The organism is Asaia sp. W19 (assembly GCF_003994335.1).
Classification (GTDB): Bacteria; Pseudomonadota; Alphaproteobacteria; order Acetobacterales; family Acetobacteraceae; genus Asaia.
Genome location: NZ_PNQZ01000049.1, coordinates 1 through 15604 on the forward strand (window position 1 = coordinate 1; position 15604 = coordinate 15604).

General features: G+C 60.9%; 11 protein-coding genes, 2 pseudogenes and 1 riboswitch. Of the genes and pseudogenes, 7 read left to right on the forward strand and 6 right to left on the reverse strand.

Annotated elements, in window-relative coordinates; translation table 11 throughout:
• The first annotated feature begins 469 nt into the window (after positions 1 to 469).
• From C0V97_RS09505 to C0V97_RS09520, 4 genes and pseudogenes are all read left to right on the forward strand, one after another.
• Positions 470 to 702 (forward strand): annotated as a pseudogene (locus tag C0V97_RS09505) (hypothetical protein).
• A complete protein-coding gene (locus tag C0V97_RS09510) occupies positions 699 to 1229 on the forward strand; it encodes a contact-dependent growth inhibition system immunity protein (protein WP_127102378.1) in 531 nt (176 codons plus the stop codon). Before C0V97_RS09505 ends, C0V97_RS09510 begins: the two are co-directional and overlap by 4 nt.
• A gap of 36 nt (positions 1230 to 1265) precedes the next feature.
• Positions 1266 to 1974 (forward strand): annotated as a pseudogene (locus C0V97_RS09515) (IS6 family transposase).
• A gap of 332 nt (positions 1975 to 2306) precedes the next feature.
• On the forward strand, positions 2307 to 2570 hold the full coding sequence (locus C0V97_RS09520) for a hypothetical protein (RefSeq protein WP_127102379.1): 264 nt from the start codon (positions 2307 to 2309) through the stop codon (positions 2568 to 2570).
• An 86-nt stretch (positions 2571 to 2656) separates the two neighbouring features.
• On the opposite strand, the gene C0V97_RS09525 is transcribed toward C0V97_RS09520, so the two are convergent.
• The 6 genes from C0V97_RS09525 to C0V97_RS09550 form a co-directional block, all read right to left on the reverse strand.
• Positions 2657 to 5140, reverse strand: coding sequence for a TonB-dependent siderophore receptor (locus C0V97_RS09525; RefSeq protein WP_127102386.1), 2484 nt, complete (start codon positions 5138 to 5140; stop codon positions 2657 to 2659).
• Between the two features lie 136 nt (positions 5141 to 5276).
• Complete coding sequence (locus tag C0V97_RS09530; RefSeq protein WP_127102380.1) at positions 5277 to 5900, reverse strand: histidine phosphatase family protein; 624 nt, start codon at positions 5898 to 5900, stop codon at positions 5277 to 5279.
• The gene (locus tag C0V97_RS09535; RefSeq protein WP_233582083.1) at positions 5897 to 7210 is read right to left on the reverse strand and encodes a cobyrinate a,c-diamide synthase; all 1314 of its coding nucleotides are present in this window, start codon (positions 7208 to 7210) and stop codon (positions 5897 to 5899) included. Before C0V97_RS09535 ends, C0V97_RS09530 begins: the two co-directional genes overlap by 4 nt.
• 37 nt (positions 7211 to 7247) lie before the next feature.
• A complete protein-coding gene (gene cobN, locus C0V97_RS09540; protein ID WP_127102381.1) occupies positions 7248 to 10526 on the reverse strand; it encodes a cobaltochelatase subunit CobN in 3279 nt (1092 codons plus the stop codon).
• Between the two features lie 3 nt (positions 10527 to 10529).
• Complete coding sequence (cobW, locus tag C0V97_RS09545) at positions 10530 to 11543, reverse strand: cobalamin biosynthesis protein CobW (protein WP_127102382.1); 1014 nt, start codon at positions 11541 to 11543, stop codon at positions 10530 to 10532.
• Positions 11540 to 12196, reverse strand: a complete 657-nt coding sequence (locus tag C0V97_RS09550; RefSeq protein ID WP_233582084.1) for a DUF1636 domain-containing protein — start codon at positions 12194 to 12196, stop codon at positions 11540 to 11542. The genes cobW and C0V97_RS09550 overlap by 4 nt, the downstream gene beginning before the upstream one ends.
• Positions 12160 to 12366: riboswitch (cobalamin riboswitch) on the reverse strand. It overlaps the preceding gene by 37 nt.
• 118 nt (positions 12367 to 12484) lie before the next feature.
• On the opposite strand from C0V97_RS09550, the gene C0V97_RS09555 reads away from it, so the two are divergent.
• From C0V97_RS09555 to C0V97_RS09565, 3 genes are all read left to right on the forward strand, one after another.
• A complete protein-coding gene (locus C0V97_RS09555; protein ID WP_127102384.1) occupies positions 12485 to 13201 on the forward strand; it encodes a response regulator in 717 nt (238 codons plus the stop codon).
• Positions 13198 to 14577: an ATP-binding protein gene (locus C0V97_RS09560; protein WP_127102385.1), complete on the forward strand. Its 1380-nt coding sequence runs from the start codon at positions 13198 to 13200 to the stop codon at positions 14575 to 14577. Before C0V97_RS09555 ends, C0V97_RS09560 begins: the two co-directional genes overlap by 4 nt.
• A 133-nt stretch (positions 14578 to 14710) precedes the next feature.
• The gene (locus tag C0V97_RS09565; protein ID WP_233582085.1) at positions 14711 to 15451 is read left to right on the forward strand and encodes a DUF3313 family protein; all 741 of its coding nucleotides are present in this window, start codon (positions 14711 to 14713) and stop codon (positions 15449 to 15451) included.
• The last annotated feature ends 153 nt before the right edge of the window (positions 15452 to 15604 follow it).

Consider the following 15604-nt stretch of genomic DNA (forward strand, 5'->3'; position numbering starts at 1 on the left):
AAGGGGGGGGGATATGGGGGGGGGGGGGGGGGGGACATCGTGATGCCCTTCGAACGGCCACGAGCGGGAATTACCGGCAGATACGATGGTGATGTCACGTTAAGTGAGGCTGTCCAGAGGCATCCGTTTTTCTGGAATCAGGCGCTGAGAGCGGTCAGGTTATTCCATTGGGCGAGAGCCCGGACACGATGGATGTGGCGAGAAAGAGGGGTGGTAATGGAAGCGGGCGGAACGAAGAGATTACGGATAGCGGAGAAGACGGAGCGCTGACATCCGCCTCCATCACCACGGCCTTTTCCCGGCACATCCATCGTATCAGGGCCTTCGCTCAGTGGGGCAGCGCGACCGCTCTCAGCGTCTGAATGTCCCTTTCGCGGGCTTCAGCTAACTCACTTAAGTTAACGTGACATCACCCTCTACTGGCCTCGCGGTCAGTGCGAAAACCATGGAGACGATGACACCGAGTAGAATGAAAAACCCGGGAAGAGTCTATCATAATATCAAAAAGATATAGATAGCTTGTTCGCATTCAAGGGTGCGTGTTTGAAGGGGACGCCGGTTCCTCTGGAGGATGTAAAAAGCCGGGAGTTATATTTGGATATCCCGTACGACACTGGTGCAGCGCAGATGGAGCAGATCAAGCGAGCGTATGACTATGCTGCTCAAAAAGGCATTAACCTAACAGCATGGAAACTAAAATGAGCATTGTTGAGAGACGGTATTGGGCAAATATAAAAATGAATGAGAAATTCATAAATGTAAAAACGCACTCTGGATATAGAATATTTCAGTATGATTATTCCGGAGAAAATATTTATCTTTCTCCGGAAGTAAATAATATAGATTTTGGATTGGCAATATTATCTGCCCTTGGCGCCAGCAGGTTTGTGCTTCCAGCGCCTCGCAATGATGTCGTAGTCCACCCTGACGTTGAATACGATGCACCCCTCCATAATTATATCCTGACGGAGGAGCGTTATAAAAAGTGGGTGACGGAGACTATGGAAAAATTTGGCTATAAGACAAAAAAAGCCATGTTCAAAAATATGAAAAATTGTGATGTGGTAAAGAGCGCTAAAGATATAAAAATAAGACCATGGTTCCATGATAAATTGGAGTCGTGGTCTTTAGATGGGATTTCTGAAGAGGATAACGTAGTTATCCCCGTCGATAGCAGTGCGGAAGAGATAGGCGTAGCAGCACGACTTGCTTTGAGTAGATGTATATGAGGTTCTCTCACATTAATTGCGCCATGATAGACGCTGATGATGAGAACGTTATCTGTGAGCTACAAACGGCACCATTTTCCGTGTAAACTGATAGCGCGTGCGGTATGGCTCTATTTCCGCTTTCCCCCGAGCTTTCGTCTTGTCTAAGAAATCCTTATCGCGCGGGATATAGTCGTCTCATATGAGACGATCCGTCGGTGGCGCCTGAAGTTTGGCACAGCTTACGCTCGCTTCCTGCGTCGCAAGAAGGCCCGGCCTGGTGATCTCTGGCATCTGGACGAAGTGCGGATCGTGATTCGTGGCAAGACTCACTGGCTGTGGCGATCCGTGGATCAGGACGGCTATGTTCTCGACGAAATCCTGCAGCCCCGTCGGAACACCAAAGCAGCCAAGTGTCCGCTGACCCGGCTCCTCAAACGGCAGGGGGTGCGCCCCAGTCGTTTGATTACTGACGAGCTGAAATCCTATGGAGCAGCGAGACGCGACCTTGGTTTCTCGATCCGGCATCTCTCGCATAAGGGTCTGAACAACCGGGCGGAGAACAGTCATCTGCCCTTGCGAAAACGCGAACGCATCATGCAGAAATTTCGCTCACCGGGCGGGTTGTCAACGCTTCGTCTCCGTCTTTTAAGCCATCCGAAATCTCTTCGTCCCGTCCGCGTCCATTACCACCCCTCTTTCTCGCCACATCCATCGTGTCCGGGCTCTCGCCCAATGGAATAACCCGACCGCTCTCAGCGCCTGATTCCAGAAAAAACGGATGCCTCTGGACAGCCTCACTTAACGTGACATCACCCACCATTGATCGACACTGATCCGGCTTTCGTCACCCCTCTTTAGCAGGAAATCGTTGCACGATGCGGCGCAGAGGAAGCGCCAGTCATCCCGTCTCCGGCCCTGCTGACGCATGATCCTGATCTCGCGCTGATCATTCCCAATGGATCACGTCTGAAGCCCGCATCGGTCGATGAACGAGGCTATCGTTTCGTTCTTCCCTCCGGATCGAAATCAGTACGCATTGCGAGCAGACGGAGCCGGCCCTGCGACGCAATTGGCCCTTATCACGACGATCGTCGGATGCTGGGTGTCCTGGTGGGTGAAATTCGATACGGGATCGCGGGAGATGAGTTCTCTACACAGGCTCATCTCACGCCCGATCTTGCAGGGTGGCATGCCGCCGGGCACGACACTGCGCGATGGACCAATGGCGACGCCCAGCTGCCACTTCCTGAAGGCAGCCTGACTCAGCCTGTGACCCTGACCATAACGCTCCTGGCGACAGGGCCTTATCTTGCCGGTCACCAGCAAGCAGTGACAGAGAAGGTAGCCTGCGCTGCCTGATCCGATCAGGGCGGGGCTTCACGCCCCGCCCTGCAATCAGTCACGCCCGGACATTCTTTCATGAGCGGGCGGAGTGATCCTGCGGATCAAAGGTCGTAATTGACCCGGAAATAGTAGTAGCCCCCGTTAATACCGAGCTGCGACGTGCTCATGTAGTATTGGGGCGCACCCAGATAGCGGTTCCCGTCAGGCACGCGGTTCGGATAGGCGGAGAAGATGTTGTTGCCGCCGATCGTGGCCGTCCAGCGCGGGGTGATGCGATAGCTCACATCCAGATTGGTCGTCCATTTCGGCTTGTTCTGGTATTCCAGAAAATGCGTCGTGCTGAACTGATAGGGGCCGGGCGCATAATAGGTGAGCTGGTTGGTCGTCTGGCCCCAGCGGATCTCGTGCAGGCCGATGATCCATTTCGCATGGGTCCAGTTGCCACCAAAGATGATCTTGCTGCGCGGATAGGCCGTCGTCAGATAGGCAATCGAGGCCGCATTGAGCAGTGGCGCACCGGTCAGAGGATTGGTGGCCTGATGCGATAGGCGGGTACGGTTGAGATTGATGGCCGCATCCCAGTCGATACGCCCGAAAGCGCCGAGCTTGGTCAGATAGGTGACCGTGATATCCAGACCCTGCGTGCGGGTGCTGGCCACATTGCCGAACCAGTTGGCCGTGATCGCGCTCTGATTCCAGCTACCACTATCATCTGGCAGCTGAAAACCGTTGAGTTTGAGCGCTCCTCTGGCCGTATCACCCGAGATATTGCCGCCCGGCATGATCCGGTCGCGCATGTTGATCTGATAGATATCGGTCGTGACATGCAGGTTGCGGATCGGCTCGACAATGAATCCGCCTTCCGCATTGGTCGAGCGCTCGGGCTTGAGGCCAGACGACCCGTTGGCAAGTGCACCGGGCGAGCCTGCGCCGATCAACCCACGGGCTGCAGTCGGCGAGATATTGAGTGCCGAGTAGTATTTCTGGGCAAGCGTCGGTGCATGAAACCCGTTGCTGATCGTTCCACGCAGCGCGATGCGGCGCGTAATGTCATAGCGCAACGAGACCTTGCCGTTCTGGGTGTTGCCTACATCGGTGTAATGCTCGTAGCGACCTGCCAGATCCAGCTGCAGCCCCTTGGCCAGATAGGTCGAGATATCAAGATAGCCTGCCGCCACGTCACGGCTGTAATTCCCTGCATTGCCGGGGTTCGTGCCCGCAAGCGCGTCCGATCCGTTGCCATAGAGTGAGTCCGGCGAGCCCGTACCGACCGAATAGCCCTCATAGCGATAGGACGCGCCACCGGCGAAATTCACGCTGTGCGGCCAGCCACTGAACTCGAACTTGCGGCTGAAATCGAAATCATTCGTCCATTGCTGGTTATTGAACCCCTGCACATCAAACGAGGTGGGCGTGCGGCCCGTCGCCTTGTTGATCGAGAGATTCACCGAGTTGATCAGGCCGATATCGTCGTAATCGCGTCCATAGACGCTCGAAACGTCCCAGTGCCAGCCCCGGAAATCGCCCTTCACCCCGGCCTTGAGCTCGAAATCATTCTCGTTCAGCGTCTCGACCGGCGAATACCCCCAAGGGTAGATCGCCTTGTAGGCGGGATAGGCGTTCAGCGACGAGGCCAGACGATAATTCTGATAGGACTCGGCATGACGATGGGCATAGGTGCCCAGAGCATAAAGCTGGATATTATCCGTCAAATCATATCCGGCATTGACCGCAACACTCTCGCGCGTCTGCTCGGGCTGGCTCAGGATGTTGTTCTGATAGGTACCCGTGCGGTTATCGGCAGCGCTGCGATAGGTGTGATCCTGATGCACGAAATCGCCACTGACATGCACGAAGCCGCGCGATCCAAGGCTCGCCCCCCCATCGAGATACACGCCCTGCTGGAAGCCATCGCCCTCCGAGGTGATGCCCGTGATGTTCTGGGCATGGAAGCCGCGCGCCTGCTTCTTGAGGATGATGTTCACGACACCGGCCACGGCATCCGAACCATACTGGGCGGAGGCGCCGTCACGCAGAACTTCCACATGGTCGATGGCGGACATCGGGATCATGTCGATATCGGACGCCGTCGAACCCTGCTGTGGACCCGGGTTTGAATAGATATTGGCCGTGTTGTGGCGACGCTTGCCATCGACCAGAACCAGCGTCTCGTTCGGGTTGAGGCCACGCAGACTGATGGTGTCGGTCATGGCGCCCGCATCGAAACCGGCTGTCGGCGTGGTGAGCGAAGGCAGCAGCAGCGCAAGCGCATCACGCAGCGTGCCCTGACCGGTTGCCGCAATCTGCTTGTGCGAGATGATGTCGAGCGGCGCGATGGAATCACGCGCCTTCTTGCCGATCTCACGCGTACCGGTCACGACAATGGCCTCGCTCCCGCCCTCGGACTCACCCGAATGGATCGGGGCCGACTGGCGCGTACGCAGTGCGTTGCGGGTCTTCGCAGCGGGCTTGCCAGTTACGGCGCGTGGGCTGGCAGCCTGAGCCGCCTTGCCCTGTACCCGGCTCGGCACGGCATCTGCCGAGGCACTCGCGCTCTGCGCCAGCGCCGCCCCCCCGCATGACATCAGGCACGTCGAGGCAATGAGGATCAGCCCCCCTTTGCGTGCAGCTGATGGCAGGAAGGACCGGGAGCGTAACAACATGATAAACCTTACCGTTGATTCAGGATTCACCTACTCCTCTTTGCTCCGTTGCACTCTGTCAACGGATGGGGGGTATTTGCGCAACAAACCGTCCGTGATTGTTGAAAAAATGCAACAGAACGGCATGGCCCTGCGCGGGGGCCCTATCCTCCATCCGGAAAGACCGCCCCTCGGCGAAAGCCAAGAGCACGCGGAGCGGCCCTCCATGGGTGATCACGCAGCAGGGCTCCGCCGCCTCGACCCGCTCCTCCCAGAATGCGGTCACACGCTCGATCAGGGAAGTCACGGTCTCTCCGCCGCCGGGCCGATAGCCTAGAGGGTCGGCGGCCCACTCATCGAGTGCTCCCCTGTCGATCTTTGACCAGGCGCGTCCTTCCCAGGAACCGAAATCCATCTCGAGCAGACGCGCATCACTGGTGATCGACGTGAAGTCGGGGAGCGAGGCCAGGAGAGCCTGCGCCGCCCTCCTGCAGCGTGTTGAGGGTGACGTATAAAGCGTTCCCTGCTCCCTGCCCTTCCAAAGCGCCGCCCATGACGCAACATGATCGTGCCACCCCGTAGCAAGGGGAAGATCGGACCGTCCATAGCAGAGCCCGTCCGCGCCCTCGACGGGAGGATGGCGCGCAAGCAGGATAGAAAAAACGGACGCCGTTGCAGGGCGCTCATTTGACCCGGTGCTCATCCCGCTTCGCAGAGCACATGAAAGAACGAGCCCGATATCCGGCCTCTCTGGGCACCTGCTGCTTGGAGGGACGTGCCCTCGCCATCGCGCAATTCCGCAAGGGGCGCGTCCTGACCTTCCTCGGTTACACTGGCATAGTGGAACTCATGGCCGCGCAGTCGTGCACCCGCTTTTCCGAGTACGCCATCCTGCAAAAGCATCGCCTCACGGTAGCCAAGCACCATCTTGCGTCTCGCAAAGGATGTCTCATGAGACAACAGCCCAAGCATGGCATGGCGTGTCCCGGTCGCATCAACCAGCCCCTGCCCCATCACCATGAACCCGCCGCATTCTCCGTGAACCGGATTTGAGGCCGCGAACCGCGTCATGCCCTCGCGGAAATATGTGGCAGCCGCCAGACGCCCCGCATGAAGTTCAGGATAGCCGCCGGGAAGCCAGCAGCAATCGGCGCGCTCATCGGGCACTTCGTCCTGCAGGGGTGAGAAAGGCAGAATCTCAGCCCCCGCCTCGCGCCAGCCTGCGGCCAGATGGGCGTAGAGGAAGGAAAAAGCGGCATCATCCGCGAGCGCGATGCGCTGACCCGGTGGTTTGAGCGGAGCAACATGCGAAGCCTGTACCGGGAGACTCTCCCCAATCGGACGTGCGAGAGACAGGATCCCGTCGAGATCGAGTTCACGCTCCGCCTTATCGGCCAGAGACGCGAAAAACCCCTCCAGATCGCCCCTTTCGCGTGCCTGTACGAGTCCGAGATGCCGCTCCGGCAACACAATGGACCGGTCACGACGAAACACCCCGAGCACGCTCTGGCGCATCGCGACGCGGCAGAGTTTTTCATGACGGTCCGAGGCAATGTTGTTCAGCACCACCCCACCGATCGACACGGCTGTCGACCATGTGGCCATGCCTTGAGCCACGGCCCCGACACTCTGCCCCTGCCCGCTGGCATCAAGCACAAGCACAACCGGCAGACGAAAACGGGCGGCAATATCGGACGCGGCACCGCGCTGACCATCCTCAAGCGCGAGACCATCAAACAGCCCCATCGAGGATTCGATGATCACAAGATCGGCCCCGTCGCCAGCGCGCGTCAGCCCGGCTGCGAGAGCGGCGTCCGACATGGCCCAGCTATCGAGATTGGCGCAGGGCATGCCTGTCGCCTCCTGATGGAAGGCGGGATCGATATAATCGGGCCCGGTCTTGAGCGCACGAACCCGCAGGCCGCGCCGTCTGAAGGCGGCGAGAAGGGACAGGGTCAGTGTGGTCTTACCCGATCCAGAGCGCGGGGCGGCGATCATCAGAATCCGGCTCATCGGGCATCCCCTGCGCAAAGAAAAATCTGGCAGACCCTCATGAGTCGAGCCTGTGCGCCACGCTGTTGCGCCGGGATTGCCACAACCCGCGCGCCATCAGCCCGCCGAAACGCTTTTTCATATCGGCCAGCGCCTCGGGATTATGCGCCTGCAGAAAGGCGAGACAGGTGTCATCATCGAGCAATGCAGCAAAGGCCAGATCGATCTGGGCATCCAGACGGATGGGCAGGGTCGCGGCACAGGCCTCAAGGGCCGCAACGCCACGCGCCATCTCCGCCGCCCCGCGATAGCCATGGCGCATCATGCCTGCGATCCAACGCGGGTTGGCCAGTCTGCCCCGTGTCACCCGTGCCACCTCCTGCGCCAGATCGCGCAATCGGGGTGTTTCGCTCTGGCTGGTATCGCCATGAACCAGATGCGGGGCCCGGCCCAGAGCGGCGGCAGCAGCAGCAAGTCCGCCTTCATGAACGGCGTGGCCCGTGCCATCCAGCAGATCGGTCTCGGCATGATCCTGCACATGAAGCAGCATCTCGGCCCGACCGATACGGCGTATCAGAGCGTCCTTCTCGGCGATGCCATCCTGACCATTGCCATAGCTCCATTGCGAGCCCTCGAGATAGAGGTGCCCGAGCGCGTCCCGATCCTTCCAGCTCCCTTCTGCAAGGGCCGATTCAAGACCCGTGCCATAGGCGCCGGGGGCCGCGCCGAAAATGCGCGACGTATCCGGATCGAGGGTCAGAGGGTTCCATTCCGGCTCCTCCGCGCGAGCAGAGACGGCCCGTGCCGCCTGGTCGAACAACGCGATCAGCCCAGGAAATGCATCGCGAAACAGGCCCGAGATCCGCAGCGTCACATCCACACGTGGCCGGTCGAGCACGGTCAGTGGCACGATCTCGAAACCGGTCAGACGACCGCTCGTGGCGTCCCAGCGCGGCTGCACCCCCATGAGCAGAAAAGCAAGCGCCATATCCTCGCCCCCGGTACGAAAGGTAGCGCTTCCCCAGAGATCGAGCACCAGATGACGCAGAGGCTCGCCCTCTTCCTGCATGTGGCGGGCCAGAAGGAGGGCGGCCGTTTTATGGGCCAGCAGCAATGCCGCGCGTGTGGGCAGCATGCGCGGATCGAGCGTGGTCAGGTTGCGCCCCGTGGGCAACACATCGAGCCGGCCGCGCGTGGGTGCACCAGAAGGCCCGGGCGGAATGAAACGCCCGTCCAGCGCAGCCAGCAGCGCCAGACGCTCGGCCTCCGGGCAGGCATCGAGACGCTGCGTCACATGGTCGGGCGCGACATGCGCTGTCTCCGCAAGCATGGTCACCAGAATGCCGTGATGCGGCGGGGTACGACCGAACACATGCAGCTCGTCGCGTAACTGCAGGTCCTTCACATCGCAGAGATAGGCATCGAGCCGGGCCAGCGCCTCGGCTTCGTCCTCAATCCCGCTTGCCACACCGCTCTCAGACAACACGCCCAGATCGGCGGCGCGGTCGAGGATCTGCCGACGCAGCACCGTGCCGCGTCGGCGGTCAAGCCCGTCAGCTTCGGCATATTCATCGATCAGCCGTTCCAGATCGGCCATGGCCGTATCCAGACCGGCACGCTGTACGGGCGGGGTCATATGCCCGATCATGACCGCATTGAGCCGCCTCTTGGCAGCAGCGGCCTCGCCCGGGTTATTGACGATGAACGGATAGATCACGGGCACGCCGCCCAGCAACACACAAGGCGCACAGCTTTCCGACAGGGCGACAGTCTTGCCTGGCAGCCATTCCAGAGTGCCATGTGTGCCCAGATGGATCAGCGCGCTGATATCGCGGACATGGCGCAGCCAGAGATAGAACCCGATATAGTCATGGCAGGGCGGGATATCCGGGTCATGATACTGGGCCTTGCGCTGCTGAGGCAGACCGCGTCCCGGCTGCAATGCCACGACCAGCTTGCCGCAGGCGATAAACCGCACCGTGACCGGTCCTGACGGCGGTCCCCAGGCCGCCACGACGCGCGCGCGAAACGCCTCCGGCAGCGCCTCGAAAGCTGCGCGATAATCGGCCTCATCCAGCACGAGTGCCGGATCCGACCGGCACAGGGCATCGGGCAGAGCCTGTGCTTCGAGCGGGGAGAGATCGTAACCCGCTTCATGCAGCATGCTGGTGATGGCGGCGACACTGGCAAAGCTGTCAAGCCCGACCGCATGGGCCGCCTGCCCTTCCGCACCGGGATAATCCGACAGCACGAGGGCGAGACGCCGTTCCTGCGGGGTCTCGGCCGCAAGACGCAGCCAGTTCCGCGCCTGCGCGACCATCAGGGCGATACCCGGCGCATACGGAACGCGCCGCGCGGGCAGGCCGGGAGGCGCCTCGTCACGAAACGAGATGGGCGCCCCGTTCAAGCGACCATCGAGCTCGGGCAGCACCACCTGCATGGCCAGATCGGAAGGGGAAAGCCCGCGCAGCGCCTTGGCCCAGCCTGCCTCTGTCGTGCTTGGTTGCAGGATCTGAAGCACCGGCACACCGGCCGCCTCAAGCACGGAAACCGTCCCATCCTCGCCCCGCGCCGCGAAGAAGGTGGCGTTCAGAATGATGTCGGGCGGCGTGTTGACCAGCCAGTCATCGAGAAAAGCCTGGGCCTCGGGAGCGCGCAACGAGGCCGCATAGACCAGATCGACCCCGATACCGGACGCGTGGAGCGCATCGGCCAGCGCATCGATCCCCGCCAGGTCGGCGGCCAGAAGATGGGCGCGATAGAACACGATCAGCGCCCGTGTGCGTCGTGACGGCGCAAGACGCCGATACAGCGCGCAGCCCGGCAGAGGCTCGACCTCAGCGCCATCATCCTCGCCCAACCCGGCAAGCGCGCGCATCACTGTGAGGGCACAACGCAGGTTTCGTGCCCCCCCTTCGCGAAACAGCGCATCGAGTCGCGTCCACTGATCGGGATCAATGCTCGACAGCGCCTGGAGCGCCGGGTTGGGCGTCGCCTCGCCCGTAATGAAGGCGAGCGGGATACCGGCTGCGCGACAGGTCAGGCGCAGTTCATCCACACCATAGCGCCAGTACTCCGTGCCGCCCAGCAGGCGCACGACCACACAGCGTGCCCCTGCAATGGTCTGCTCGATATAGAGATCGACCGAAAGGGGGTGACGCAGGCGCGACAGGGTCGCGACCTGAAGACTCGGATCCCGCGTTTCATGGATCGCCCGCATCCCCAACAGATCGCTTTCGGAAAAAGAGAGCAGGATCAGATCGGCAGGCGCATGGGCGAGATCCTCGGCCTGTGCCTGCCCGTCCAGATCATGCGATTCCCGAAAGAGGATATGCATGGATCAGGCTTCGTCGAAGCTGCGCTGCACCGCCACGGGATCCAGACCGTGCAGCCCGATCACCACGAGTTGGCCAGGGGACGCCTCGCCCTGTTCGAAGGCATGACGAATACGCGCGCCCACGGCCTGAACGCCGAGGCGCAGGCTCTTGCCCGCAATGCGCGCATAGCCCTTCATACGCAGCACGTCATGGGCGCGCGCCACATGCTCCAGCCTTGCGATGAACGCCTCGACACTTTCCTGCTCGCGGAGCGGCAGGACAAAACTGGTGAAATCGTCATGTTCATGCTCATCCGCTCCGTCATGATGCGAAGGGCGCGCAGCGAGATCGTCCTCAGCCGCGGCGGAGAGGCCCAGAATGACGGCAGGATCGACGCGCCCTTCGCGTGCACGGATCAGGCGAACGCGCCGGGATCGCGTGGCGAGCCCGGCCTCGATCGCTGCCAGTTCTGCCTCATTGAGTAGATCAGTCTTGTTGAGTACCACCAGATCGGCGCAATCAAGCTGGTCCTCATAGACTTCCTCGATCGGGTTGTCGTGATCGCGCGAGTCATCCGCCTCGCGCTGGCGCGCGACCGCCTCGGGATCATCGGCGAAACGGCCATCGGCTACGGCCGGAGCATCGACCACGGTGATCACGCCATCCACCGTCATGCGTGTGCGCACGCTCGGCCAGCCAAAGGCCTTGAGCAGCGGCTTGGGCAGGGCCAGACCCGAGGTTTCGATCACGATATGCTCGGGCGGTGACGGGCGATCCAGAAGGGCTTCCATAGTCGGGATAAAATCATCCGCCACCGTGCAGCACAGACAGCCATTGGTCAGCTCGACAATATCTTCTTCCGGGCAGTTGGGCAGGCTGCATCCGCGCAGCGTCCCGCCATCGATACCCAGCGAACCGAATTCATTGACGACGATGGCGATGCGCCGCCCGTTCGATTTCTCGATAAGATGACGCAGCAACGTGGTCTTTCCGGCGCCGAGAAAGCCGGTGATGATGGTAACGGGTATCTTGCTCATGCGAGGTTTCCGGAAGCTTGTGGCGAGAGAGGATCTGACAGGGCAATATTTCGTGGCGCAGGGTCTTGTGGGGAGATCGTGCTATCCGCAGGAGAGGCCTTGCCGGGAGCAGCGTCGACCATGGAGGGAAAACGCCCCAGGATAACCTCACGCAAGCTCTCAGGGCGACGCGACGGCATGACCGTACCGGAGGGCGAACGCGCATAGGCCTGTGCATAGAGCAGCAGATCAGGCGCCAGTCCGGGATGAAGACGGCCCAGAAGCCAGGACCATTTTCCCGGCATGGAGAGCGTTGCCGTGCACCCCTGCTGGCAGGCTGCCAGGCAGCGCACCCCCTGAACACGCACGGCAGTTTCCCCTGCCAACGCGGCCAGCGCATCATGCAGGGCCTCGCCTCCGTCACGACAGGTCTGGCAGACATGCAGAACAGGCGTCTCGCCTGGTGAAAGAATCGGTTCGGCCATGGGCCCTCCCGGACCGGACCCGGCGTCCCGAAAAATCCGGGCGACGGGCAAGAAAGGCGCAAAGTCGATTGCCGGCACGAACCAGCCCGCCCCGACCTGCACCTCTCGGCGCTGGACAGGATCCGTCTCTCTCCGGGCACCCCGCCGGACAGCGAAATCAGCGATATGACGGCAGGTCTCCTGGCTCATGGCACCGGTTTCCCGGAGCCGTCGCCCCCTTCCCGGAGCACACTCCAGTGGGATATGGCGACGGTATTGCACCATCTACAGTTGCGGGGGCAGCGCGGGACTGGCGCGTCACCGCGCGCACCCGCTTCCCTTTTCACCCCTTGCAGGGCACCGTCGGCCCCTGTCTAGCAGGTTTGCCGAAACCGATGCAAAGCGGCAGAGCGCTGCGCCGGTCATCCTGTTTCCATCTTGAAACATCATGTCGACCCCTGACATCATCGGCGCGCCACCCCATGATACGAGTGAGGGATGACCCCCATGCCTCATCTTCTTGTTGTCGATGACGATCAGGACATCCTGACGCTGCTCGGCACGTTCCTGCGCAAGCATCAGCATCGTGTCTCCACCGCGCAGGATGGCGCAGCGATGTTCGCCATTCTCGATACCGAGCCGGTCGATCTCATCATTCTCGACATCATGCTGCAGCATGAAGACGGCTTCAGCCTGTGCCAACGCCTGCGTGCCACGTCCCGCGTGCCGGTCATCATGCTCTCCGCCATGGCCGACCACACGGATCGGGTGGTAGGGCTGGAAATCGGCGCCGATGATTATCTGACCAAACCCTTCGACCAGCGCGAATTGCTCGCCAGGGTGAAAGCCGTGCTGCGCCGCAGCAATGCTGCGGACGACCCGGCGCCCTCCCTGCGCCCCAGCCTGCGTTTCGGAAGCTGGGTTCTGGATGTCACAAGACGCGAATTGCGCGCCTCCGATTCCTCACTGGTTCCCCTCTCAGGTGGCGAATTCGACCTGCTGCTGTCCTTTGCCGAGCATCCACAGCGTGTACTGACACGCGACCAGCTCATGGATATGGCGCGCGGCCCTGATCATGCCGCGTTCGATCGCAGCATCGACGTGCAGGTGAGCCGCCTGCGCGCCAAGCTGGAGGAAGACCCCAGAAATCCGACCTTGATCCGTACCGTGCGCAATGGGGGCTATCTGTTCGCCTCCGCGGTAAAACGCTCATGACGCGACGCTTTCTCATGCAGGACACGATCTCGCGCCGCCTGATCGTGACCGTCGCTCTGGCGGCGGCGGTGACATTGCTTCTGCTCGAACTCTTTGTGGCCTTTGGCGGTCAATGGACAAAGCCCGATATAGAGGCAACGGGCATGGTGCGCGAGGTGGCGTCTGTCATTCGCATGACCGGCGCCGCGCCAGCAGAACACCGTCCCGCCCTGCTTCAGGCAGCCAATACGACCGAACTGCATTTCGCCTGGTATGCCCCACATTCTCCCCTCGCCCTCGCCTTGGAGCACGGCCATTACCGGGCGATGGAGGTCGGCGAATCCTGGCATTTTCTTAGCCCGCATCTGGGGCATCGGCCACGCCATATGGCCGTATTCCAGGAAGATAATCCGGTCTCGTTACTCCCTGGACTGCCGTATGACCGCTCTGTTTTTCACGATGCGTATTTTGCCGGGGTTCAGCTCGATGACGGAAGCTGGATCCTGTGCGTGGCCCTGCAGAGGTTCTGGGGGCTCTATGCCTTTCAGCGTCTTTGCCTCGAAGGCGCCATGCTCGCCCTCTGGATCATTGCCGTCTCGCTCATCGCATCGCGTCAGCTCTCCCGTCCGATCGAACATCTGGCTCATGGCGTACGTCAGATCGCCGGCAAGCCTGCCTCGGCACACCTCCCCGAAACCGGCCCGCGTGAAATCCGCCTCGTTGCAGAGACGATCAACACCCTTCAGGCCCAGATCGCGAAATTCGTGGCGGATCGTACAACCATGCTGGCCGCGATCTCCCATGATCTGCGCACGCCCCTCACCCGCATCCGCTTGCGCGGCGAATTCATCGACTGCACGGAGCAGCAGAGACTACTGTTTCGCGATGTCGACGAAATGCAGATCATGATCGATGGCGCGCTCTCCTTCTTTCGCGAAGATGCCGCGCGCGAGGAAAGCACGGCCTTCGATCTCTCTGGCCTGCTTCAGACGATCGCCTATGACTATGCCGATCAGGGGCATGATGTACGCTACGACAATCCGGGGCGTATCGGCTATCGAGGGCCAATCCATGCGTTGAAACGCGTTTTCTCCAATCTGGTGGAAAATGCCATCAAATATGCCACGCCACCCCACATCACCCTGACACATGAGGCCGAGGGCGCGCTGGTCGTCACGATCATCGATGACGGGCCTGGTATTCCGCCCGAAGCCCTGGATGCTGTTTTCGAACCCTATTTCCGACTGGATAAATCGCGCAACCGTCAGACAGGCGGCGTGGGGCTGGGCCTGACCTCGGCACGCACCATCATGCGCGCGCATGGCGGGGATATCATGATGCAGAACCGCCCCGAAGGTGGGCTCTGCGTACAGGTTTTTCTTCCCGCCAGCCCATGAATCGTCAATTGTTTCAGCGCGGGAATATGCAGGACATCAAGCAGCAAGAACCGGCCGTCAGAACAGGGTAAGCCTGCGGCCCCGGGAACATTCGATACAGGGCCGCTCCCCGAAAGATGGAGACGCCCTGTTCATGACCTGCCTTGCCCTTTCCCGACGTCCCTCCCTTCATGCCCCGCTTTTCTGGCGCCGATTGATCCTGCCCCTCACCATTTCCAGCATGGGTGCCCTGACCGCCTGCGCGGGACAGGGTACGACGAAAACAGGTTTCATCGCTCCCGAAACCTACGGCATGATGGTTCACCCCAAAGGACATAGCAATGATCTGGTCTATGCCGCCCCCGTTTCACCTGAGGAACGGTATCATTACGTGATGATTGATCACGCGCAGTGGCACCCCTCTGCCAAGGCTCCCCATCTGACCCCCAAGGCAGAAGCGCGCGTGACACAGGCCTTCGATGAGGAACTGCACAAGACGCTTGCCAAAGACTTCACGATCCTGCCGCCAGAGACACTCTCTCCTCCTCCCGGCACGCTGAGAATCCAGGCAGCAATCACCAATTTGCGCCGCAGCAAATGGTACTACAACGCCTTGCCCATCGTTGCCGGTTTTGCCGCAGGAGCGGCAGGCGGCGGCCTGCCGCCTATTCCACCCCCCGCACCGGGTGGCGCAAGCGAGGAGCTGGTTGCCCTCGATGCGTCGAACGGCAGGACGCTGATGGCCATCGCAACCTATAATAACGGCATGCCCTGGAACATGATGGGACAATGGCTGCCCTATGCCCATGCACGACGCGCCTTTCATCTCGCGGCAGTACTGATGGATGAGCAACTGCATCAGACGGGCATCGCCCCGCCCCCCATTCCCGGCTGAAGAACCCGGCTATCCCCGAGCTCGAACACGCATACCCAGTCCGATCCCCCCCCTGTTACGCCCATCGAAGGAGGAGAAACCATGCATCCGCTACGCCTAGCCATCAGACGCCACTGGCCTCTCCTGGGCCTGGYACTCAGTCGGGATACGCTG

Coding starts and splice junctions, on each gene's coding strand:
- C0V97_RS09510 (WP_127102378.1), top strand. CDS start 699: ATGAGCATTGTTGAGAGACGGTATTGGGCAAATATAAAAATGAATGAG.
- C0V97_RS09520 (WP_127102379.1), top strand. CDS start 2,307: ATGCTGGGTGTCCTGGTGGGTGAAATTCGATACGGGATCGCGGGAGAT.
- C0V97_RS09525 (WP_127102386.1), bottom strand. CDS start 5,140: ATGTCATGCGGGGGGGCGGCGCTGGCGCAGAGCGCGAGTGCCTCGGCA.
- C0V97_RS09530 (WP_127102380.1), bottom strand. CDS start 5,900: ATGAGCACCGGGTCAAATGAGCGCCCTGCAACGGCGTCCGTTTTTTCT.
- C0V97_RS09535 (WP_233582083.1), bottom strand. CDS start 7,210: ATGAGCCGGATTCTGATGATCGCCGCCCCGCGCTCTGGATCGGGTAAG.
- cobN (WP_127102381.1), bottom strand. CDS start 10,526: ATGCATATCCTCTTTCGGGAATCGCATGATCTGGACGGGCAGGCACAG.
- cobW (WP_127102382.1), bottom strand. CDS start 11,543: ATGAGCAAGATACCCGTTACCATCATCACCGGCTTTCTCGGCGCCGGA.
- C0V97_RS09550 (WP_233582084.1), bottom strand. CDS start 12,196: ATGAGCCAGGAGACCTGCCGTCATATCGCTGATTTCGCTGTCCGGCGG.
- C0V97_RS09555 (WP_127102384.1), top strand. CDS start 12,485: ATGACCCCCATGCCTCATCTTCTTGTTGTCGATGACGATCAGGACATC.
- C0V97_RS09560 (WP_127102385.1), top strand. CDS start 13,198: ATGACGCGACGCTTTCTCATGCAGGACACGATCTCGCGCCGCCTGATC.
- C0V97_RS09565 (WP_233582085.1), top strand. CDS start 14,711: ATGACCTGCCTTGCCCTTTCCCGACGTCCCTCCCTTCATGCCCCGCTT.